Source organism: Coraliomargarita parva, from assembly GCF_027257905.1.
GTDB lineage: Bacteria > Verrucomicrobiota > Verrucomicrobiia > Opitutales > Coraliomargaritaceae > Coraliomargarita_A > Coraliomargarita_A parva.
On sequence record NZ_JAPZEI010000005.1, the window covers coordinates 27,475 to 49,100 of the forward strand.

At 57.6% G+C, this 21,626-nt stretch carries 18 protein-coding genes; 12 read left to right on the top strand and 6 right to left on the bottom strand.

Translation table 11 applies throughout. The features are described from left to right. Window positions 1-74: 74 nt before the first annotated feature. The 3 genes from O2597_RS08430 to O2597_RS08440 all read left to right on the top strand — a co-directional run bounded on the left by O2597_RS08430 (window position 75) and on the right by O2597_RS08440 (window position 4,059). Window positions 75-998 carry an aldose epimerase family protein gene (locus O2597_RS08430; RefSeq protein ID WP_269523924.1) on the top strand — a complete coding sequence of 308 codons (924 nt, stop codon included), beginning with the start codon at window positions 75-77 and terminating at the stop codon, window positions 996-998. 229 nt (window positions 999-1,227) lie between these two features. Further along, window positions 1,228-2,577, top strand: coding sequence for a Trk system potassium transporter TrkA (gene trkA / locus O2597_RS08435; RefSeq protein ID WP_269523925.1), 1,350 nt, complete (start codon window positions 1,228-1,230; stop codon window positions 2,575-2,577). A 9-nt stretch (window positions 2,578-2,586) separates the two neighbouring features. Then, complete coding sequence (locus O2597_RS08440) at window positions 2,587-4,059, top strand: TrkH family potassium uptake protein (RefSeq protein ID WP_269523926.1); 1,473 nt, start codon at window positions 2,587-2,589, stop codon at window positions 4,057-4,059. Window positions 4,060-4,368: 309 nt separating this feature from the next. Here O2597_RS08440 and O2597_RS08445 read toward each other — a convergent pair whose 3' ends face one another. Further along, window positions 4,369-4,602, bottom strand: coding sequence for a ferredoxin (locus tag O2597_RS08445; protein WP_269523927.1), 234 nt, complete (start codon window positions 4,600-4,602; stop codon window positions 4,369-4,371). Between the two features lie 226 nt (window positions 4,603-4,828). On the opposite strand from O2597_RS08445, the gene O2597_RS08450 reads away from it, so the two are divergent. Continuing rightward, window positions 4,829-5,710: a rhomboid family intramembrane serine protease gene (locus O2597_RS08450; RefSeq protein WP_269523928.1), complete on the top strand. Its 882-nt coding sequence runs from the start codon at window positions 4,829-4,831 to the stop codon at window positions 5,708-5,710. 31 nt (window positions 5,711-5,741) lie between these two features. After that, a complete protein-coding gene (locus tag O2597_RS08455) occupies window positions 5,742-8,126 on the top strand; it encodes a carboxy terminal-processing peptidase (RefSeq protein ID WP_269523929.1) in 2,385 nt (794 codons plus the stop codon). Window positions 8,127-8,168: 42 nt separating this feature from the next. On the opposite strand, the gene prmC is transcribed toward O2597_RS08455, so the two are convergent. Together prmC and prfA are read right to left on the bottom strand one after the other, a co-directional pair. Then, complete coding sequence (gene prmC / locus O2597_RS08460) at window positions 8,169-9,011, bottom strand: peptide chain release factor N(5)-glutamine methyltransferase (protein WP_269523930.1); 843 nt, start codon at window positions 9,009-9,011, stop codon at window positions 8,169-8,171. Window positions 9,012-9,015: 4 nt separating this feature from the next. Continuing rightward, on the bottom strand, window positions 9,016-10,104 hold the full coding sequence (gene prfA, locus O2597_RS08465) for a peptide chain release factor 1 (protein ID WP_269523931.1): 1,089 nt from the start codon (window positions 10,102-10,104) through the stop codon (window positions 9,016-9,018). A gap of 58 nt (window positions 10,105-10,162) precedes the next feature. Between prfA and O2597_RS08470 the strand changes: the two genes are divergently transcribed. Together O2597_RS08470 and O2597_RS08475 are read left to right on the top strand one after the other, a co-directional pair. Beyond that, window positions 10,163-11,194: an HAD family hydrolase gene (locus O2597_RS08470; RefSeq protein ID WP_269523932.1), complete on the top strand. Its 1,032-nt coding sequence runs from the start codon at window positions 10,163-10,165 to the stop codon at window positions 11,192-11,194. 53 nt (window positions 11,195-11,247) lie between these two features. Then, complete coding sequence (locus O2597_RS08475) at window positions 11,248-11,718, top strand: hypothetical protein (protein ID WP_269523933.1); 471 nt, start codon at window positions 11,248-11,250, stop codon at window positions 11,716-11,718. Window positions 11,719-11,819: 101 nt separating this feature from the next. Here the strand turns inward: O2597_RS08475 and rapA are convergent, their stop codons facing one another. Both rapA and O2597_RS08485 read right to left on the bottom strand, forming a co-directional pair. Further along, the gene (gene rapA / locus O2597_RS08480) at window positions 11,820-14,657 is read right to left on the bottom strand and encodes an RNA polymerase-associated protein RapA (protein ID WP_269523934.1); all 2,838 of its coding nucleotides are present in this window, start codon (window positions 14,655-14,657) and stop codon (window positions 11,820-11,822) included. Between the two features lie 86 nt (window positions 14,658-14,743). Then, window positions 14,744-14,932: a hypothetical protein gene (locus O2597_RS08485; protein ID WP_269523935.1), complete on the bottom strand. Its 189-nt coding sequence runs from the start codon at window positions 14,930-14,932 to the stop codon at window positions 14,744-14,746. 203 nt (window positions 14,933-15,135) lie between these two features. Here O2597_RS08485 and O2597_RS08490 point away from each other — a divergent pair, with 203 nt between their 5' ends. The 5 genes from O2597_RS08490 (at window position 15,136) to O2597_RS08510 (ending at window position 20,425) form a co-directional block, all read left to right on the top strand. Then, on the top strand, window positions 15,136-16,008 hold the full coding sequence (locus O2597_RS08490) for a PIG-L deacetylase family protein (protein ID WP_269523936.1): 873 nt from the start codon (window positions 15,136-15,138) through the stop codon (window positions 16,006-16,008). A 48-nt stretch (window positions 16,009-16,056) separates the two neighbouring features. Beyond that, window positions 16,057-16,560, top strand: coding sequence for a 5-(carboxyamino)imidazole ribonucleotide mutase (gene purE, locus O2597_RS08495; protein ID WP_269523937.1), 504 nt, complete (start codon window positions 16,057-16,059; stop codon window positions 16,558-16,560). Then, a complete protein-coding gene (locus O2597_RS08500; protein WP_269523938.1) occupies window positions 16,557-17,699 on the top strand; it encodes a 5-(carboxyamino)imidazole ribonucleotide synthase in 1,143 nt (380 codons plus the stop codon). The genes purE and O2597_RS08500 overlap by 4 nt, the downstream gene beginning before the upstream one ends. Window positions 17,700-17,792: 93 nt before the next feature. After that, a complete protein-coding gene (gene trpE, locus O2597_RS08505) occupies window positions 17,793-19,295 on the top strand; it encodes an anthranilate synthase component I (RefSeq protein ID WP_269523939.1) in 1,503 nt (500 codons plus the stop codon). 101 nt (window positions 19,296-19,396) lie between these two features. Continuing rightward, complete coding sequence (locus O2597_RS08510) at window positions 19,397-20,425, top strand: sigma-70 family RNA polymerase sigma factor (protein ID WP_269523940.1); 1,029 nt, start codon at window positions 19,397-19,399, stop codon at window positions 20,423-20,425. Window positions 20,426-20,597: 172 nt separating this feature from the next. Here O2597_RS08510 and O2597_RS08515 read toward each other — a convergent pair whose 3' ends face one another. Continuing rightward, the gene (locus tag O2597_RS08515) at window positions 20,598-21,626 is read right to left on the bottom strand and encodes a hypothetical protein (RefSeq protein ID WP_269523942.1); all 1,029 of its coding nucleotides are present in this window, start codon (window positions 21,624-21,626) and stop codon (window positions 20,598-20,600) included.

Consider the following 21,626-nt stretch of genomic DNA (forward strand, 5'->3'; position numbering starts at 1 on the left):
GGATTGGATTTATACCGTTCCGGTATTATCAGCTGGCGTTTCCACCCAAGCGTTCTCTAAAGATGGGTCTATCCATGGAAACGATCGATTACAACGGACATAAGCTCCACCGCTGGAGTTGCGGCCCTTCTACCTACCTCGCCCGTCCCGAGCTGGGCGCGCGACTTATGAACTGGCACCTGCGCATGTCGGACGGCTCGTTTCGCGATGTCATCCACTGGCCGGAAAACGCCGATTTCGACAAGTTTCCGAAGGTGCGCGGCGGCAACCCGATCCTCTTTCCCTTCTCAGCAAGAACCTTTCATAACGGCAAGATCGGTTACTGGAAAGACCAGCATGGAACGGTGCGCCCGATGCCCCAGCACGGCTTCAGCCGGGAGGGACACTTTGAGCTGGCCGAGATCAGCGACACCGGATTCACCGCGGTCCTGCAACCCACGGAAATCGACCAGGAGGCCTACCCCTTCGATTACCGCTTCAGCGTGCGTTACGAATTCGAGGAGGTGGCCTTCCGCGTCTATCTCAAGCTGGAAAACTTCGGGGACCAACCAATCCTCTGGTCGGCCGGGCATCACTTCTACTTCACCCTGCCTTGGCATGAGGGGCTGAGCCGCGACGACTACCGCTTCCAGATCCCGGCCAAGAAGTGCTTCAGCCATGCCCCGGACGGCTCCCTCGTTCCCATCAAGCCCTTCGACAAGGAAGGCTCTTTCGGCGATCCCGAAAACAGTGACCGCATCTTCAGCCGCCTGACTGGGGACACCGCCATTTTCGGCCCGAAGGGTGGCGAGGAGGATGTGGGCGTTCGTATCCTGAACGACTGTGACAGTTACTCCACCTGGAATGCATTCGTCATCTGGACCGAAGCCGCGGATAGCCCCTTCTATTGCGTGGAGCCCTGGATGGGACCGCCGAACAGCCCCGAACACGGCAAGGGCCTGCATGCGGTCGAAGCCGGAGGCAGCTCCAGCTTCGGCGTGGAAGTCGCCCTCCTCTAAGCCCCCCGCTACTCTTACTCCTACTCTTAATCTTAATCCCGTCTCGCTTCGGCAGGCCATACGGCTTGGGAAGGATTAAGAGTCAGATGAAAACGGCCGCGGAGACCGAGGAGGCATGCCGACATCGCTCCCCCCAGACGCCAAATTCGAGTCAGAATGGCACAGTAGAAACTTCTGGTAATACGCGCCCAAAGTATCAGCATAGCGCGCTTGAGTAAAACACCTCACTATGAAGATCATCATCGTAGGTGCCGGCGAAGTCGGCCATAATCTTTGCACGACACTGGCGGCCGAAAAGCACGATGTCACCCTGGTGGAGCAATCGCAGCAACGTTGTGAACGACTCGACGAGGAGCAGAATGCACGGATCGTGACCGGCAACGGCAGCTCCGCCCGCCAGTTGGTGGATCTCGACGTGGCCAACTGTGACGCCTTCCTGGCCATGACCAGCGACGACCGGACGAACCTGATCTCCTGCTCTCTGGCCAAAGGCCTGGGCGCCAAGAACACGATTGCGCGGATCCATGACGAGACCTACAGCGACAACTCGGTCATCAACTACCAGTTGCACTTCGGGATCGACCTTCTGGTCAACCCGGAAGCGATCTGTGCGGTGGAACTGGCCAAGGCCATCCGTAATCCGGGTCGCGTGGCGGTGGAAAACTTCGCCCGCGGCCAAATCGAGGTGCAGCAGCAGTCAGTTGCCGCCGGCTCCCGGCTGGTCGGGCGCAAGCTGAAAGACCTGAAGCTCGACTCACGGGTGCGCGTGGGTTACGTGCAGCGGGACGGCTGTACGGAGGTGGCCAATGCCGACACCACTCTGAGCGAGGGGGATATCGTCACACTCTTCGGCCACCCTGAAGCACTCTTTGCACTCCGCGAAAAATTCGACCCGAAGAAAAAAGTGGAGCTCGCGCGTGTCGTGCTATTCGGGGGCAGCGAGACCGCCATCAGCCTCATCCGCCTGTTGAGCAACCCGCGCTTCAAGATCCGCGTGATCGAGAAGGATGCGGAAAAATGCCGGACCTTGGCGGAACGCTTCCCACGCATCACCGTGATCAACGGGGACGCCACCTCGCTCCGCCTGATGGAGGAGGAACAAATCGGGAGTGCGGACTACTTTGTCGCCTGCACCAAGGACGACGAGGAAAACATCCTGACCTGCATCCAGGCCTCCAAACTCGGCGCCAAGCATGTACAGCTGGTGATCAACAAGGGCGACTATGACGAGTTGCTGGGCATGCTCCGCAGCTACCTCTCGATCGAGGTGGTGGTCTCGCCCCGCAGCGCGACGGCCGATTTCATGCGCCGCACCCTTTCCTCCGAAAAGGTGACCAACCTGGCAGAGATGCCGGATGGCAGCGGCCGCATCCTCGAGCTGCGGATCAATCACTCCAGCCCCTGCGTCGGCCGCAAGGTGAAGGATATCCAGCTCCCCCGCGGTTGCCTCTTCGTGGCACTCCTGCACAAATTCAAAGCCAAGGTTCCCGGCGCGGACGACACCATTCTGGCCGGCGACCGCTTGGTTGTGGTGGTTGGTGAAGGGCAGGAAAAAGCCCTGATGGAAACGCTGGTCTAGGAAACATCCGTGAATACCGCGATTATTTACCGACTCCTGAGCATGGTACTGCTCGCCCTCTGCGGCGCCTTTGCCGCCTGTGCCGTTGCCGGATTAGCCATGGGCGAGGCCCTCACGGACCCCTCAATGATCGCATTCTACCAGACCATCGGGGTTTCACTCGGTCTGGCCGCGATCCTTCACATCCTGGGCCGCCGGGGCGAGGCCAAGCTGTTTCGCCGCGAGGCCCTCTGCCTGATCGGCTTGTCCTGGCTGCTCTCGACCGCGGTCGGCGCATTGCCCTACTTCCTCATCGTCGAAAACTGCAACTTTGCCGACGCCATCTTCGAGAGTGCCTCGGGCTTCACCACCACGGGTTCCACCGCGTTTCCGCAGTTTTATGATTTCCCCAAGAGCCTGCTCTTCTGGCGCTCCCTCAGCCAATGGGTGGGCGGCCTCGGGGTCGTAGTCTTTTTCGTGGCCCTGCTCTCCTCGCTCGGAGCGGGCGCCAAGATCCTCTTCAGTAATGAATCCTCCGGGACCTCCGCCGATTTCGACCACGGCCGCATTCAGAGCGGGGCCTTCCAGTTGATGGTCTACTACCTGGGGATCTCACTGGCCTGCACCCTCGCCTACAAACTCGGTGGCATGGACTGGTTCAAAGCCATCAACCACGCCATGACGACCATCGCGACCGGGGGCTTCAGTACGGAACCCAGCAGCTTCGAGGAATTCAACAACCCGGCCCTGGAATGGGTCTCCATCGTCTTCATGACCATGGCCGGTGCGACCTTCGTCTATGCGATCCGCCTGATCAAAGGACAGGCACACATCCTCAAACAGAACAACGAGGTCTACTGGTATTTGGGCATTATTGTGGGCAGCTCGGCCTTGATGACGCTCTATCTGGTCGAGCTGGAAGGGCGATTGCCCGACCACGACATGATCCGGACCGCGACCTTCCAGGTCGTGTCCATCATGACAACTACCGGCTACTCGACCGCCAATTTCGACCTCTGGCTGCCCTCTTCCAAGATCCTGCTGATCATTCTCATGTTTATCGGCGGCTGCTCCGGCTCAACCGGCGGGGGCGTCAAAGTGGTGCGCATAGTCATCGCCCTGCGGGCCGCATGGCGCAGCATCGTACAAGCTTTCCGCCCCAACCTGACCATGCCGATGCGTTTCGGTGGAAAGATCCTGAACGAGAGCGCGATCCAAAGCGTGCTCAACTTCCTCATCCTGATGGTCGCGGTCCAGATTATCTCGATTCTTATCGTGTCGGCGCACGAGCCGAACATGTCCTTCATCAGCGCCTTTTCCAGCGTGCAGGCCACGCTCTTCAATGTGGGCCCGGGCTTTGACGCGGTCGGCCCCTACGATAATTTCCACTACCTCCGCAACGGCACCAAGTGCTTCCTCTCGCTGCTCATGATCCTGGGGCGTCTGGAGCTCTACGCGGTGCTCGTGCTCTTCGCTCCGTCGGCCTGGCGGCGCTTCTCCTGATACCGCGTGCATTGGCGCCCCCACAAAAAATGGATCGACGTCAAAGACGGGGAAACTGGTGTAAAGAAGCGGAGTGGCGGGCACCTCCGGGCGCATCTGTGGTTCGCAGAATCCTCCTCAGTTCAGCGGCATTCCAGGTGCAGGCTGCAAAATAAACGCTCCTCCTCTTCTCAGGGAAGGTGGCGGCGCTTGTCGCAGACGGAGGGGTCAGGCTTCTGTCCTCTGCCGTTCGTTCCCGGAAACCGACGATGAAGCCAAAAAAAAGGGACGTGTCCGCAAACACGCCCCCGTTCTTAAAACTGGATTCACTTACTCGCCATCGTCGCCGATCGCTTCGACCGGGCAACCTTCGAGCGCTTCCATGCACAATTCTTCGTCTTCAGCCGATTCCGGCTGCTTGCACACGAAGGAATAACCGCCATCTTCGTTGCGCTTGAAGAAATCGGGCGCGGTTTCGCGGCACAGATCGCAGTCAATGCACTGCTCATCAACATAGAATTTACCTGCTACGTTTTCAGGCCATTTTTCGTCTTTTTCTGCCATAGTGTGTCGAGGAATCGAGAATTTATGAACCGAGTCAAGCGGTAAGCACGCCCGGGAACCCGGTGATCCATGTCCCATTTTTCGGGAAATTCAAATTCCTCGGCAAAAAAGTCTTTTGCCTGCACGCTTGCTCCAAGCGGGAACAGGATACAATACTTGGAGTCTTTCCTTCTGTCGCCGGAAGCGACACTTCTTTCTATCAAGCATGCTTTACGACCGCCCTTACATGCGACAAGGCCCTACGCCGGAATCCGGCAGGCTCTCAATGGTGACCCTTTTGATCATCATCAATGTCGCGGTATTCATTCTTCAAAACGCCCTGAATGTCTTTTTCCCGGGCGTTGCCGGATATCCGAACCAGTTCATGACGAAGTGGTTCGCACTGGGCGGCCATAATTTCCAGGAATTGAAGGTGTGGACGGTGCTGACCTACAGCTTCCTGCACGAGCCCTCTTTCCTGCTGCACATCCTGGGCAATATGTTCATGCTCTTCATGCTCGGGCGCATCCTGGAACCCATGCTCGGACGCAACCGCTTTCTCTGGTTCTATCTGGGCAGCGCCTTCCTCTCCGGGCTCCTCTATCTCGTGCTCCATTTCAACGACAGGGGAAACGTCATCGGTGCCTCAGGTGCCATCATGGCACTGCTGGCATTTTTCTGCATGCTCCGACCGGAACAGCCGATCACCCTGCTCTTGTTTTTCGTGCTTCCCATCACGGTCAAGCCGAAGTGGATCTTGAGAATCGGCTTCGCGGTTTCCGCCTTTGGCCTGCTCATGTATGAACTTCCCGGCACCGGCCATGTGGCCCACTCCGCCCACCTCGGTGGCTTGTTGGCCGGCATCGCCTACTACCGCTTCTTTTTTACCGGCGCGCCCGCCCGGCAAGCTTCCGGCCGCAGCAAGCCGTCCATCGAACTGCCCAAGTGGTTCAAGTCCAAGAAACAGAACTCGCACAGTTATAGCTACAAGGTCAACCGGACCAACCGTGACGAACTTCAAAAAGAAGTGGACCGCATACTCGACAAGATCAACTCCAGTGGCTTCGGCTCCCTCAGCGAGGAGGAAAAATCGACCCTCGACCGCGCCAAGGACATCCTGAGCCGCTAGCCCCCGCCCCCCTTATCATTTAAGCAAAGCCATGAGAATACCTAGAAAACTACCCAAGCCTGCGATTCTGCTGCTCCTGACCATGCCTTTGGCCCTGGCGCTGAATGCCCGCCTCGAGCCAACCAAGGAAATGGCCGCACAGACCCGCTGGGTGGTCAATGTGATCAATGCCCGGCACTACCTGAGCGAGACCATGCAACACCTCGACGGCAAGGAGATGGTGGAGGCCTACACCGCTTCGATCGACTACGGGAAAATGTACTTCCTGCGCAGCGAGGTAGACGACTTTGTTTTCCGTTTTGCCGAACCGATGGAAAAATTCCTCGAAAAGGGCAACCTCTACGCCGCCTTTGAAATCTACGACACCTACAAGGAACACGCACAGGCCCGGACCGAATGGGCCTATGAGCGCCTGAAGGGGGATTTCGATTTCAGCCTCGACGAAAACTTCGCCCCCGACCGCCGGGAGGCCGACTGGCCCGCCAGCAAAGAAGAGGCCCAGTCCCTGTGGGAGCGGCGCCTGAAGTATGAACTGTTGAACGAAATGCTCTCTCTCGCCGCGGAATCGAAGGACAATGAGGCCGTATCCCTGGAACCCGAAAACCCGGACGTGGTCGACGTCGAAGCCGACGAGTTCGATCCGGCCAAGCTTGAGCGGCTGCTCAACGACCCGGAATTCGAAGCCAGCATCCTGGATGAAGCCCGCGAAAAGATCCACCGCCGCTACGAGCGCAACCTCCGCCTCACACTCGACCGCGAAGCGGCCGACATCCAGGAGTCCTTCGTCAACGCGATGACCCAGCTCTTTGACCCGCATTCGAGCTTCCTTTCCGCCGACACCTTGGAAAGCTTCAACACCTCGGTCCAAAACTCATTTGTCGGGATTGGCGCCCTGCTCCAGGATGATGACGGCATCTGTACCATTAAGGACATCCTGCCCGGTGGCCCGGCGGAAGAATCCGGTGATCTGGAACCGGAAGACCAGATCCTCGGAGTCGCCCAGGGCAAGGACGGCGAGTTTGAAGACGTGGTCGACATGCAACTGCGCTACATCGTGCGCAAAATCAAGGGCGAGAAAAACACCATCGTCCGCCTGCTCATCCGCCCCGGCGCCGCCGCGGATCCGTCGGTCCGCAAGGTCGTGACCCTTGTCCGCGACGAGGTCAAGCTGACTGCCAACCTCGCCAGTGCGGAGCTCATCGATGTACCGGTCGGCAACGAAAAAACCATTCCGGTCGGGGTGATCGTGCTCCCCTCATTCTACGGCAACATCGGAGCCGGGGGTACCCTGACGACCACGACCGACGATGTGGCCGAGCTTTTGAACAAACTGCGGGACGCCGGTGCCGAGGGCATCATCCTGGACCTCCGCATGAACGGCGGCGGCCTCTTGAGTGAAGCCGTTCGCCTCGCAGGCCTCTTCATTCCAGTCGGACCGGTTGTCCAAGTCCGTGATTCCGACGGACGCAAGGATGTGCTCAACGACCGCGACCCGAGCCTGCTCTGGGACGGCCCGCTCATCGTCCTGACTTCCCGTTTCAGCGCCTCCGCTTCGGAAATCGTGGCCGGCGCCCTGCAAGACCACGGTCGCGCACTCATCGTCGGCAACACCTCCACCCACGGCAAAGGCACGGTGCAGGAGGTGTACCACATGAACACGCGCATGCCCTTCTCGCTTTTCCAAAATACCACCGAACAGGCACGCCCGGTCGCAACCAAGATCACGATCAAGCAGTTCTTCCTGCCCGAAGGCAGCTCCACCCAGCTCAAAGGGGTGCCGTCCGACATCATCCTGCCCTCAGTCAACGAGTTCCTGCCGATCGGAGAATCGGATCTCGATCATGCGCTGCCCTGGGACAAAATCGATGCCGTGGATTGGCTGAACGACTGGGCCAAAATCGGCGTCGCCAGCCCGGATGCTCCGGGACTGCTGGACAGCTTGCAGGCCTCCAGCCAAGCCCGCCAGGACAGCCTCGATGAATTTCAATTCCTCAAGCAGCAGATCGACTGGCGCCACCAGCGCTTCGAAGAGAAGGAAATCTCACTCAACCTGAAGCAGCGAATTGAGAAGAAGGTCCGTGAACAGTCCTATGTCGAGGAACTTGACAACCACTATGACACCTTGAAGGAAAACAGCTATCTCGCCCAGGAGATCTTGCTCAAGGTCGCGGAAGAACAGGAGGAAATTTCCAAGAAGAACCAGGCCGAACCTGAAAAGGATGCCACAGCGCAGACAGAAGCCGATCCGGCGGACGACAGCCAAGTCGCCGAATCCGATGCGGATGAAGAAGAGGATGAACCCCCCTTCGATATCTACCTGCGTGAAAGCGCCCGCATCATGGCCGACTGGGTACAATTCCTGGACAAGGATACAAGCCAGACCGCACAAGCAACCGTCAACGTCGAAGCCAACTAGACCGCCTGCCCACCCGCATCATTCCGGCTGCGGGCGGCTCGGCTAGCGCCGGACAAAATAAAATCGCGGACGGCCGCTGAGGTCTTCGAGGCACTGGCCCTTCAAGCCCGCGCGGCCAGAGAACACGTCCAGTTGTTCCTTCTGCGCGATCCCGGTCTCCATCGCAAGCAAGCCTCCGGGCGCAAGATAATGGGCCACCTCGGCCAGGATCAGGCGCAGGTCATTGAGACCGTCCTTCCCCGAAACTAGGGCCGAATGCGGCTCATGGCCGGTCACTTCGGGCTCGGCCGTTGTCATTTCGACTTCCGTCAGATAGGGCGGATTGGAAACAATCAGGTCAAAGGGCGCGCCTTCGGGTAAAGGCTCGAACCAACTGCCCTGATAAAAGCTGACACGTTCCGGCCCGACCGAGTCCTGCGCGTTTTCCCGCGCCAGGTCCAGGGCATCCGCACTTAAATCGACTGCGGCGACTTCCGCCTCGGGATACTGCGTCGCCAGGGCCAAAGCAAGCGCCCCGGTTCCGGTCCCCAGATCCAGAATACGCTTCGGCGCAGCTTTCAGTTGCTCCACCACCAGTTCAACCAGTTCCTCGGTCTCATGGCGCGGGATTAAGGCACGGGCGTCCGTCTTCAGGCGAAGCCCGCAGAAATCGACCGTGCCCACAATATATTGGAGTGGCTCCCGGTTGGCCCGCCGCTTCACCAGAGGTCGCAACTCGGCCAGCTGTGCTTCCGTCAACGGACGATCCATGTCCAGATAGAGCTCCAACCGCTTCATGCCGAGCGAATGCGCAATCAGGATGTCCGTGTCGAGCTTCGGATTCGGCACTCCCTTGGAGGCGAAAAAGCTCTCGGTACGTTCCTTGACTTCGCGAATGCTCAACATGCGCTCAGGCTTCCTGCTTCTTGAGGAGATTTTCGATACGGGCCTCGTAGTCGACGTTGTGCAAGGCCTCGATCAAGCCGTCGAGATCCCCGTCAATCACCGGGGGCAGGGAAAGGTTCAGCCCGATCCGGTGGTCGGACAGACGCCCCTGTGGATAGTTGTAGGTACGGATTCGCTCGGATCGGTCACCGGTGCCGATCTGGCCCTTCCGCTCGGCCGCATATTTGGCCGCTTCCTCATCCTGCTTGGCCTTCAGCAAACGGGAACGCATCACAACCAGGGCCTTGGCCCGGTTCTTGATCTGCGAACGCTCATCCGCACAGTACACCGTCACGCCGGTCGGCTTGTGCACCATCATCACGGCCGAGTCGGTCGTGTTCACGTGCTGTCCACCCGCACCGGAGGCCCGCATGGTCGAAATTTCGAGATCGTTCGGATTGATCTCGATGTCGACTTCCTCCGCTTCGGGCAACACCGCCACGGTGGCCGTCGAAGTGTGAATGCGCCCCTGTGTTTCGGTCACCGGCACACGTTGGACACGATGCACCCCGCTCTCGAACTTGAGGTGCTTGTAGGCGTCTTCTCCGCTGATATTGAAAATGATTTCGCGGAAGCCCCCGGTTTCGGCCGGGCTGGTGCTCATGATTTCAACCCGCCAGCCCTTGGACTCCGCATAACGCGTGTACATGCGGTAGAGGTCGCCGGCAAAAATGTTGGCTTCGTCGCCGCCGGCGCCGCCACGGATTTCCATCACCGAGTTGCGGCTGTCGGTCGGATCCGGCGGAATCATCAGGCGCAGCACATCGTTGGAAAGCTTTTCGCGTTCGGCCTCAAGCGACTCCAACTCTTCCTCCGCCATCTCGCGCAGTTCTTCTTCCACCGATGCATCCGCCGCCAAGGCCTTGTTTTCGGCAATCTGCTTCTCCGCATCGTGGAAGGCTTCGAATTTCTCAATCAGGGCTGAGAGCCGGGTATGCTCGCGCGACACTTCGGCCGCACGTTTCTGGTCGGAGTAAAAATCTGGCTCGGACATCTTCGCATCCAGCTCGTTCAACTTGGCGCGAAAGGGAGCTATATCGGGAATCTTGTGCATATTTCTAAAATGCGTTGCAGTAAACGGCTCACGAGACAACAGTCGAGTTCTGCCTGCAATGACGAAAAAGACTCTCCATCGCCAAAATGTCGTCGCCTGCATCTGGGATTTCGACAAGACACTCATCCCCGGCTACATGCAGGCCCCCATCTTTGAAGCCTACGGGATCGATGAGGAAGCCTTCTGGAAAGAGGTCAACGCACTGCCTGAAATCTACGCCCAGCGCGGAACCCGGGTCTCCCACGACACCATTTACCTGAACCACCTCATCAGCTTCGTGAAAAACGGGGAGTTGAAGGGCTTGACCAATGCCCGGCTGCGTGAGCTCGGCAAGGAACTGGTCTTCTATCCGGGCCTGCCTGATCTGTTCGAGAAATTGAAAACGGTGGCCAGCTCGAGGCCGGAGTATCGGAAGCATAATATCACCCTTGAGCATTATATCATCAGCACCGGTCTGGCGGAAATGATCCGCGGCAGTCAGATCGCACCCCATGTCGACGGCATCTTCGGCAGCGAATTTATCGAGGCCCCTCTCCCCCCCCATTACTCGCGGCAGAACGAACTCCCCCTGAACATGGAGTTCGAAATCAGCCAGGTCGGCACGATCGTGGACAACACCATCAAGACCCGCTATATTTTTGAGATTAACAAGGGCAGCAACAAGAACCCGAGCATCGATGTGAATGCGTCCATGGAACGGGCCGACCGGCGCGTCCCGATCGACCGGATGCTCTATGTGGCCGACGGCCCCAGTGATGTCCCCGTCTTTTCCGTGGTCAAAAGCAATGGCGGTAAGGCCTTCGCGGTCTTCAACCCCGACAGCGAGGCTGAATTCGCCCAAAACGATACCCTCCTCCATGCAGGACGTATTCATGCCTATGGACCCGCCGATTATACCGAACGCAGCACCACGGCCAAATGGCTGCGCATGCATATCCGGCAGATCTGCGATACTATCGTAGCCGAATCTGAAGCCGCACTCTCCGCACAGGTGGGCAAAGCGCCCAGGCACCTGCATGAGGACGATGAACCGGAGAACGATGAAGCGGCTTCCACCTCCGCACAGAAGGAACTCTTCGAAACCAGCTAAAACGCGATTCAGCTTTACCTAAAGATAAGTTATGCTAACCTTATGGAGTAGCTATGCTTATCGAGACCATCGGCATTTCCGCATTGGGAGCGGCCTGCGGCGTCATCGCGGCACACTGCATGACCGGCTTCATGCGGGTGGTTAGCACGAAATTCAGCAAGCGTGTGGACATGATTCTGGCCTTGGGCAGTTACTTCACAAAGAGCCTGCGGAATGCCGCGAGTGTGGGACGCCTCATCCATAGCATCGCGGGGATTGCCTATGGAATCGCCTACGTCTTGATCATGCGGGCGATGGGCGCCCTGGTACTGCCGTATTCGCTCTTCCTCGGCATCGGCTTCGGCTTCTTCCATGGCTTGATTGTCAGCTATATGCTGATGTTCTACGCCAGCGAACGCCACCCCATCGAACAATACCGGAAAGCCACCCTGGAAGAGGGCCTGTTACATTTGGTCGGGCATATTATCTACGGCGCCGTACTCGGCTTCCTCGCAGGACTGATCATGAGCCTCGCCGGCTCCTAGCACGGCAGCCGAAGGAACCACTCCATCGACAAAACTGACATTCCGTAGCCGATGCGCTCTCTGGTAACCGAATTCGTAAGAATTTGGCCCCTCCCCACAGGCTACGGCGCCTGCAGGATCAAGCGAACCGCATCGAGGCGAAGGTGGGCCTTTGCGATATGCCGGGTTATATCGGCAATCATGTCTTCCGCGATCTCGATTTCGCCATCGCTGACATTCGGATTAATCTTCTGCAGTTCCTTCAAGCGGGATGCCTCTCCGTCGAGCTGGGCATGGGCGTCCTGCATGGCGGATTGTAAGATCACCGACTTCTCCTCCCGGGCCAACTCCTTCGCCGCCTTCAACATTTCCGGAACCAACGATTGAAGCAGTTGCGGATTCTCTTTTAAGCGGAAGGATTCCTCATCTGCGGTATTGGCATTGACGAACGCATGGGCGAACTGGCTGCTGAAGTCCGCCCCCTGCAGGTCGACCAGCACACGTACCGGAGTCGGGGGGAGGAATCGATCGACATGCAAACGCGGTGGCGCGACGCTCTCCAACAGGTAGACCGCCTCAAGCAGGATAGGCGGCGCCTGCAGCTTGGCATTTTTCCAGACGACAATCGCGCTGTTGCCGTTGCCGGAACTGAGCATCAAATCCATCGCCCCGCGCACCATGGGGTGGTCCCAACTCAGGAAACCGATATCCTCGCGCCCGATCGCAACGCTGCGGCTGCTCGTCACGGTTACCCCTTCGTCGGGCAGGGAGGGGAACGATTCGGTAAAGAGGTGTTCCGGGGTGAGACGGAAGGTCCGGTCGCCTAACTCGTCAACGGTCACACCGAAGTGGTCGAAGATCCGGCTCATATAAGCATCCAGGCTGAGATCCTGATCCAAGTTTCGAATGCCGCCGACCAGTTCATGGGCTGGCTCCTCCCGGAATGAGTTTAGCGCGATGAGACGGTCCTGGCCCTTTCGCAACCGCGCTTCCAATTCTTCCCGGAAACCTCGGCTGGATTCGATCAGATCGTCCGCATCAGCCATGAGTCCGGTTTCGGCCTTGTGATACTCGGCCCCCAACTGCCGGATCCGGTCGCCGAATTCTTCGAGATAGGCATTGCCCCCCTTGAGCGAATGCTCGACTCCGTCCAGCCCCTCATGATGCCAGCGATAGAGCAACTCGATGGAACTTTGCTTCAAATAGGGGAGATGCACCCGGATCGTTTCGGTCTGCCCGATCCGGTCGAGGCGCCCCACCCGCTGCTCGAGTAGCTCGGGGTTGAGCGGCAGGTCAAAGAGCACAAGGTGATGGGCAAACTGAAAATTACGGCCCTCACTGCCGATTTCCGAGCAGAGCAAGACTTGCGCTCCTTCAGGCTCCGCGAACCAGGCGGCGTTGCGGTCGCGCTGGAGGAGGCTGAGTTCCTCATGGAAAACCGCCGCCTTCACATTGATTTCCTCCAAGAGGGCATCGTAAAGCGCCTCCACCTTGGCCTTGGTCCGGCAGATCAGCAGTATCTTGGCCTCCCCCAACTCACGCAAAAGATCCGCCAGCCATTTAATACGCGGTCCCTTCCGGAAATCAAAGCGGGCGGGTGTGCGGGCGGAAGACACCTCCATGTCGAATTCCTTCAAGAGGCGCGCCTGCAAGTCGGCCTCCGAAAGCATGGCACGCGGCTCAAGCGGAGCGGGCATCGCCTGCCGCGTGGGGAAGCCCTCCAAGGCATCCCGGCTATTGCGGAAAATCACGCGACCGGTGCCATGCCGGTCCACCAGCTCGTTGAGTAGGCGGCCGGGCTTTTTCAGATGCTCGCTGAATTCCGCGTCCGTAAACTCAATGAACAACTCTCTCAGGTACTTGACCTCTGCAGCAGTCAACTGCTTTCGGTGGTAGAGCTTGTCCGCGACCGCAGCGGTCGGGGCAAAACTGCCCTGCTCCGCAATAAATTGCCCCAGATCCGGGTAGCGTTCCGGGTCCAGAAGGCGCAAGCGGGCAAAGTGCCCCTCCGCCCCCAGCTGCTCCGGCGTCGCGGTCAGCAGGAGCAGCCCATGACTCCGGGCGCTCAATGCCTCCACCAGCTGATACTCCGGGCTGACTTCGTCCGGCCCCCAAGCCAGGTGATGCGCTTCGTCCACCACCAGCATGTCCCACTTCGCGGCAACCGCGCAACGCGCCCACTGTTCCGAATCGGTCAGGGTCTTGAGGCTGCAGATCACCAACTGCTCCTCGACGAACGGATTTGTCTCGGGGTCGACCTGGACCATTGACTCGCAGCGCTCCGCATCCATGAGGGTGAACCAGAGATTGAAACGGCGCAGGAGCTCGACGAACCATTGGTGAACCAGTGACTCCGGCAAGAGAATCAGGATGCGCTGGGCACGGCCGGTCAGGTGCAGCCGGTGCAGGATCATACAGGCCTCAATCGTTTTCCCCAAACCCACTTCATCCGCCAAGAGGACACGCGGCATGTGACGGCTCGATACCTCCGAAGCGATATACAATTGGTGCGGGATCAGGTCGATGCGGCCGCCAACAAAGCCCGCGACCGGTGATTTCCGGATCTGGCTAAGCTTGAGGTTGGATTCATAGCGCAAGGCAAAGCCCGCCGAGCTCTCCACCTGTCCGTTGATGATACGATCCTCCGGCTTGCTGAAACTGATGGTATCCGCCAAGGCCATCTCAGCGATCTCCACGCCGCCACCAATATATGTGATCAGGCCGGCGTCTTCCCGCACCGACTCGATCGTGATCGAGGCTCCTTCCTGCGATTGGATGGCATCCCCCACCCGGAATTCGACCCGCTGGATCGGGGCATTGGCCGGCGCATAGAGGCGCGCCTCGCTGGAGGCGGGAAAAACCAGACGTATCTGATGACGTGAAACCGACTCAAGGATGCCGAGTCCAAGTTCGGGTTCGCTTTCGCTGATCCAGCGTTGACCGGGTACATAATCTGCCATCGAAGCAAGCGTCGATCAGCCCGGATTGCTTGTCAAAGCGAAGTGCGGGTGTCTTTTCTAAAAAAAACCTGAAGTGCAGCCCCGGATCAGAACCAAAGGACCCAGGCCAAGGTCAGCGTCAGCACCACCATGAGCCCCAGAAGAATGCCGGCTAGACGCGATGTGCGCTCCGACAAGGCATCGTTCTGAGCCACAACCCGTCCGGGTAGTTTGCTGGATTGGTTGTTTTCGCCACGCATGGGGTAGGAAATTCGGGGATGAAATAAGTAGAACATGTTTCAGGTAGCAATGGGTAAACGCGGAGGAAAGGCCCTTTAACAGAATCTTAAAAGGCCTTGTGGGTAAGTGGTATCCTATAGGCCTGTTTTGGAAACGAAAAGGCTAAAGTTACAATGGTGTGACAGGGATTTGGAGCCTTCCCGGCCGCCTCATCGCTTTAGATTGGTAATTTCCGGGGAGCGCTCCAAGCTGCCTCCCCATGTCACAGACCAACATCGCCGCCAAACGTTTCATCCCCGACAATGTCGTGCCTGCAGAGGCTTATGCGCGTTGCTCACATCTGGGCATTGGCGCGCATCAAGACGACTTGGAGTTCATGGCCTTCCACGGAATCAGCAGCTGCTACGGGCAGGATGCGCTCTGGTTCGGCGGTGTGACCTGTAGCGACGGTGGCGGCAGCGCCCGTACCGGCCGATACGCCGACTACACTGACGAGGCGATGAAAGCGGTGCGCGTCGAGGAACAGGAAAAAGCGGCCGCACTCGGCGAGTACAGTTTTGTCGAGCAACTCGGCTTCACCAGTGCATCCATCAAGGATCCGGCCAGCCGCACCGCGCTCGTGGACAAGCTCGAAACCATCCTGCTGACCACTCAGCCCGAGGTCCTCTATACGCACAATCCTGCCGACCGGCATGCTACGCACATCGGCGTCTTCCTCGCCTGTCTCGAAGCGGTTCGCCGCATTCCGCCTTACTCCAGACCGAAGAAAATCTACGGCTGCGAAGTCTGGCGGGACCTCGACTGGCTCGATCCGGTCGATAAGGTGGCACTCGATGTGAGCGGCCATCCGGAACTGGCGGAGCAACTCCATGCCTGCTTTGATTCCCAGATTGCCGGCGGTAAAAACTACGGCAAGGCCGTGATCGGGCGGTGGACCGCCAATGCCACGTTCCTCGACTCCCACAGCGTGGACGCCGTGAACCGACTGACCTACGCCATCGACCTGACCCCCCTCGCCGAAGACGACGAGCTCGATCTGCACGAATTTGTCGCCTCCAAACTGGACCGTTTCCGCGAGGATGTACTGAAATACTTCGAGACGCCGGACGAGAACGCAGGGGATACGAACTGACGAACATCCGAGATTGAATTTCGGGAATGATTCCGTTTCTCTCCCAAAATGGAAGCAAACGTGAAGAACGCCATCGTCGGCATCATCATGGGGAGCCAGTCCGACTGGTCGACCATGGGTGAAGCCGCCGCGCTGCTCAAGCAGCTGGACATCCCCTTTGAAACGAAGATCGTCAGTGCCCACCGCACCCCGAAGCTGCTTTACGAATACGCCGAAACCGCTGAAGAACGCGGGATCCAGGTGATCATCGCAGGCGCCGGCGGAGCCGCACACCTGCCAGGCATGACTGCGGCGATGACACACCTCCCGGTTCTCGGCGTGCCCGTCCAGTCCAAAGCCCTCAGCGGACAGGACTCTCTCCTTTCCATCGTGCAAATGCCGGCCGGCATCCCGGTCATGACCCTCGCAATCGGAGTCGCCGGCGCCAAGAACGCCGCGCTGTCCGCCGCCTCGATCCTGTCATTGAACGATGCGGACGTCCGCAACCGTCTGAAGGCCTTCCGGGCAAAGCAGACCCAGACCGTGCTTGAAACCGAGTTACCCGAAGCATGATTACTCCGGGAAGCACCATCGGTGTCCTCGGCGGAGGACAGTTGGGCCGTATGCTCATCTTGGCAGGACGTGCCATGGGCTACCGCTTTCACGTCTTTGAACCCAAAGGCCCCTGCGCCGCCGGAATGGTCGCGGACAAGGAGGTGAATGCCGAGTATTCCGATGTCGCGGCACTTGAAGCCTTTGCCCGGGACGTCGACGTCATCACCCTGGAATTTGAGAATATTCCCGCCGAGGTGGTCGACCGGCTCAGCGCCATCAAACCCGTCCTTCCCGGCCGACAAGCCTTGCATGTCTGCCAGCACCGCCAGCGCGAGAAGGATTTCCTCAAGGCCAAAGGCTTTCCCTGCGCTCCCTTTGAGTATGCGGATTCCGCCCTCAGCCTGAAAGACGCGCTCCAGAAGGTCGGGTTTCCCTGTGTCATCAAGACCGCCGCCTTCGGCTATGACGGCAAGGGACAGATTAAGCTGCGCAATGCCGACGAGGCCGCCGATACAGAATACCTCTGGGACTTTCTCGGTAAACCTCCTCGTGTCGTGGTTGAGAAATGGATCCACCATCTGGGCGAGTTTTCCGTGATCTGCGCACGCAAAGCGGATGGCTCGAAGATTACTTTTCCCATGGCTGAGAACATCCATGTGGATCATATCCTTCACGCCTCCATCGTCCCCGCTCGCATTACCGAAGCAACCCAGAAGGCCGGAGAGTCACTAGCTCGCGACATCGCAGACGGCCTGGATGTGGTCGGCCTCATCGCAGTGGAGCTCTTTCTCGATGAAAGCGGCGACCTGATCGTCAACGAAATGGCACCCCGACCGCACAACTCGGGACACTACACGATTGACGGCTGCGTCACGTCGCAATTCGAGCAACACGTCCGGGCGGTCACCGATTTGCCCTTTGGTTCGACGGACCTCATGCGTCCGACCGTGATGATCAATCTTTTGGGCGATGTCTGGCAAAAGGGTGAACCGGACTGGGCGGGGCTCCTCGCAGACCCGCGGGTGAAACTTCATCTCTACGACAAAGGCGAACCGCGTCCGGGCCGCAAAATGGGGCACTTCTGTGTGGTCGATAAGGATGTCGAGTTGGCTCTGGCCAACGCCGAAAAGTATTTCCAAGCTCTGAGCCGGGAATAAGACGCCGGTCCAGGCCTGCAAATGCAGCCGAGGCCTAAATGTATTTTTCGTTTTTGACGAATGATACGAAAAGTGAACGCTTTTCCTTTTGCCATGAACACGAAGCCGTCCCTGCCCGAATTCAAAGCCCTCGCACAACAGGGTAACATTGTCCCGGTCTATCTCGACCTGACGGCTGACTGTGAAACGCCGCTGGGCGCCTACAGTAAGATCCGGGGAAAAGGCCCGGCCTTCCTCTTCGAGTCCATCGTCGGTGGGGAGCGGATCAGCCGCTTCTCTTTCATTGGATCCAATCCCCGGAAGGTTTACCGGATCTTCGAAAAGGAAAGTACCATTACACACCGTGACGGTACCGAGGAAACCGTAGCCACGCCCATTGACCCGCTCACCTTGATTGAGGCCGAAATGGCCCAATACCAACCGGTTGCAATTGAGGGGATGCCCCCATTCACCGGAGGTGCGGTCGGCTATGTCGGCCATGAGTTTATTCACACAATCGAGCCAACCGTGCCCAAGCCTGTGAATAACCCCCTTGAAGTGCCGATTCTTTACTACCTGATCAGCGACTCGGTGCTTATTTTTGACCACGTCAAACAGGTCCTGCGCATTTGCGTGCATGCCCAGCTCGCCGACTCCGATGCTGAGACTGCCTATGCCGATGCCGTCGAGGAGATCAAGCGGATCTATAGCCTGCTCGAGCAGCCTCAACCTCTGGCCCACCGTACGATCACCGAGGTCGGTGATGTCACCGTTCCTGCCGGTAATTTCACGAAACCGGAATTTGAAGCCGCAGTCGACAAGGTCAAAGAGTATGTGCGCGCTGGTGATGTCATACAAACCGTTCTTTCCCAACGCTTTGAAAAAGAATTTGAGCCGACGCCGGTCGACCTCTACCGAGCCCTACGAACCGTCAATCCCTCCCCTTACATGTTCCTGATGGAGGACCCGGACTTTGCCGTGGTCGGGGCTTCTCCCGAGGTCCATGTACGCCTGACCCAGGATCAGGTTGAAATACGACCAATCGCAGGCACTCGCCACCGGGGAGCCACCGAGGAGGAGGACCTCGCTCTTGAGCAAGACCTGCTCGCAGATGACAAGGAACGCGCCGAACACCTCATGCTTGTCGACCTCGCCCGCAATGATATCGGCCGGGTCTGCGAATATGGCTCCGTCCATGTGCCGGACTACATGGTAATCGAACGTTATTCACATGTTATGCACATCGTTTCACAGGTGGTCGGAACCATCCGTAAGGACAAGTCCGCCTATGACTTGATGCGCGCCACGTTCCCGGCCGGTACCTTGAGCGGTGCCCCCAAAGTCAGGGCTCTACAGATCATTTCGGAATTGGAAAATTGCCAGCGGGGGGTCTACGGGGGCGCACTCGGCTACTTCGGCTACGAGGGCAACCACGATTCCTGCATCGGAATCCGCACCGCGGTGATCAAAAACGGCAAAATTTACATCCAGTCCGGCGCAGGCCTGGTCGCTGACTCCGTCCCCGAAAGCGAGTACATGGAAACCGTCAATAAAGCGAAGGCCATGCTTAAGTCTGTAGCGTTAGCCGAACAAATGTTTAAATTTTTTGCCGATTAAAGTAAGTTTGGCAGAAAAAGTGCGATTCGTCTGTCTATGTCGGGAACAAACTTCCGGTTTGTTTCTCCTATATACACACCAACGGCTACCGAAGACGAATTATGACACCTACCAAAACGCACACCAGAACACGTCCGAATCGTTCTAGCCGCGTAGAGCAAGCTGTTCCGCGCGCTCAAACCGACGAAACCGAAGCAGTGACCGATGTCCGCGAGCTGCCCTCTTCAGAACGAAATGTGATGCGTACCTACATGCAGGAGATCGGTAAGACACCGCTCCTTACTCCGGATCAGGAAGTTCAGCTGGCAGAGCGCATCCGTGAGGGTGACCGTGCCGCCCGTGACCAAATGATTTCCGCGAATCTTCGACTGGTGGTCAAAATTGCCCATGACTACAGCAACTTCGGTTTGCCGCTCATGGATTTGATCAGCGAAGGCAACATCGGGCTGGTCAAGGCAGTGGAACGCTTCGACCCGTCCAAGGGAGGCAAATTGAGCACTTATGCCGCATGGTGGATCAAACAATCCATCAAACGCGCCCTCGCCAACCAAAGTAAGACGATCCGCTTGCCGGTGCACTTGGTCGATAAAATCGCCAAGATGAGGAAAATCACCCAGCAACTCGCGGACGAGCTGGATCGCGAGCCCACGGATGAGGAAATCGCCTACGCGATGGAAATGCCGGTGAACAAGGTCGCCCACCTCAAAACCGTCAGCGTGCGCCCCTCTTCCCTGGATGCACCTGTTGGCGAAGACGGTGAGACCAGCTTCGGTGAACTCGTCGGCGATGAGAATCAGCCTACGCCTTTTGAAAACCTCCACGAGAAGACCCGCAGCAATGACATTCGCGACGTCATCTCCCAGCTCGATGAGCGTGAAGGTGAGATCATCCGCCTTCGCTTCGGTCTGGACGGCAACCGCCCCCTGACCCTGGAGGAAGTCGGTGAACATTTTGATGTAACCCGCGAGCGTGTACGTCAGATCCAGAACATCGCCATTCATAAGATGCGCCGGATCATGACCGAGAACGAACGCCAGCGCACACGTGAAGAGATCCAACAGGAACGCATCGAACAAAAGAAGATGGAAGTCCTTCAGGAGTTTTTCGCCGAAAACGCACCACAGAATTAATTTTTATCAGGTGAGTTGTTGTTCTAAAGCCCCCGGCATGCGTCGGGGGCTTTTTTAGTGCCTCAATCGTTCGAAAAACGACGACTCAAACCCAGTCACCTTTTCCGAAAGCCGGTGCTCATAACCACACCCATATCTCTCGTGTCCGCGCCTGAATGGAGAAATGAGAGTACTAATGCGCAGGCTCATTCGAGGACAGAGGCAATTCGGCATGTTGGGCTTCAAACCAATTGATAAAGACAGGCTGTTCCCTCAATAGACCGATCACCGAGACGGTATGCCGCTTCGCGCCAGTCTGGTTAAGATGATAGACAGAGTCATAACACTGATCTCTTGGATAGAAAAATAAGGGGGCCTCGCCCATGATTGGAACACCTGCATCCTCCCAGAACAAATGAATCTGCTGGAAGAACTGTTGCTCGCGCAGCCCGATCTTTCGAGATGGCTCTAGGGTGGGAGGCCACATTGCAATGACAGTGATATTTCGATCACGGCACCAAGCGACAAACTCGAGCATTTTTGCTGGTACGTAAGCGTCGGAATGAAAATTCTCGGAAAATGATACCGGCTTTAATCGCCGCTTCTTCGTGCCTTGATTTTTTGTTTCGTCCCCATTCACATTAAGCGTTCGTCCGAAATCCCTTTTAGCCCTCTTCTTCTCCTTTGCGTCGCGGAAGAAATGGTAACGGATTTGACCCGAGAACACCTGATACGGGTTTATTTTCGCTTTGATAATCTGTAGCTGTTCGCTGACAGGCATTTGCCGGAGATAACCTTTATCAAAATTTAAGATATATCGCGATTTCACGCCTGCAGTCGGCGAGTCCCAGTTGTACTGGGAATATTCCGGAGCCAGGATAACCAGATCATTTTCTTTAAGGACACGCTTGGCCCGACTCAGAGAATAGTCACGTAAATCTCCGTGTGTCGCCATATTCGCAACTGGAATGCCAAGCTCGGCCTCCATCCTCGCAGCTTGAAAGCTATAATGCCCACTGCTTCCGGCGACATAGACAACTTTGGGAGCATCGACTGATAATGCGTATTGCTCCTTAACCCGGTACAGGTCGTTAACCCAGCGCGTATCCGGTGTCGGTTGTTTGTAGACCGTGTATAGCAAACATATATTCAGAATATACGCCCCCACAATCAAAGCCAGAAAAGTCAGGACCCGGCGCCTATAGTTCACTTTTCGTTTCAT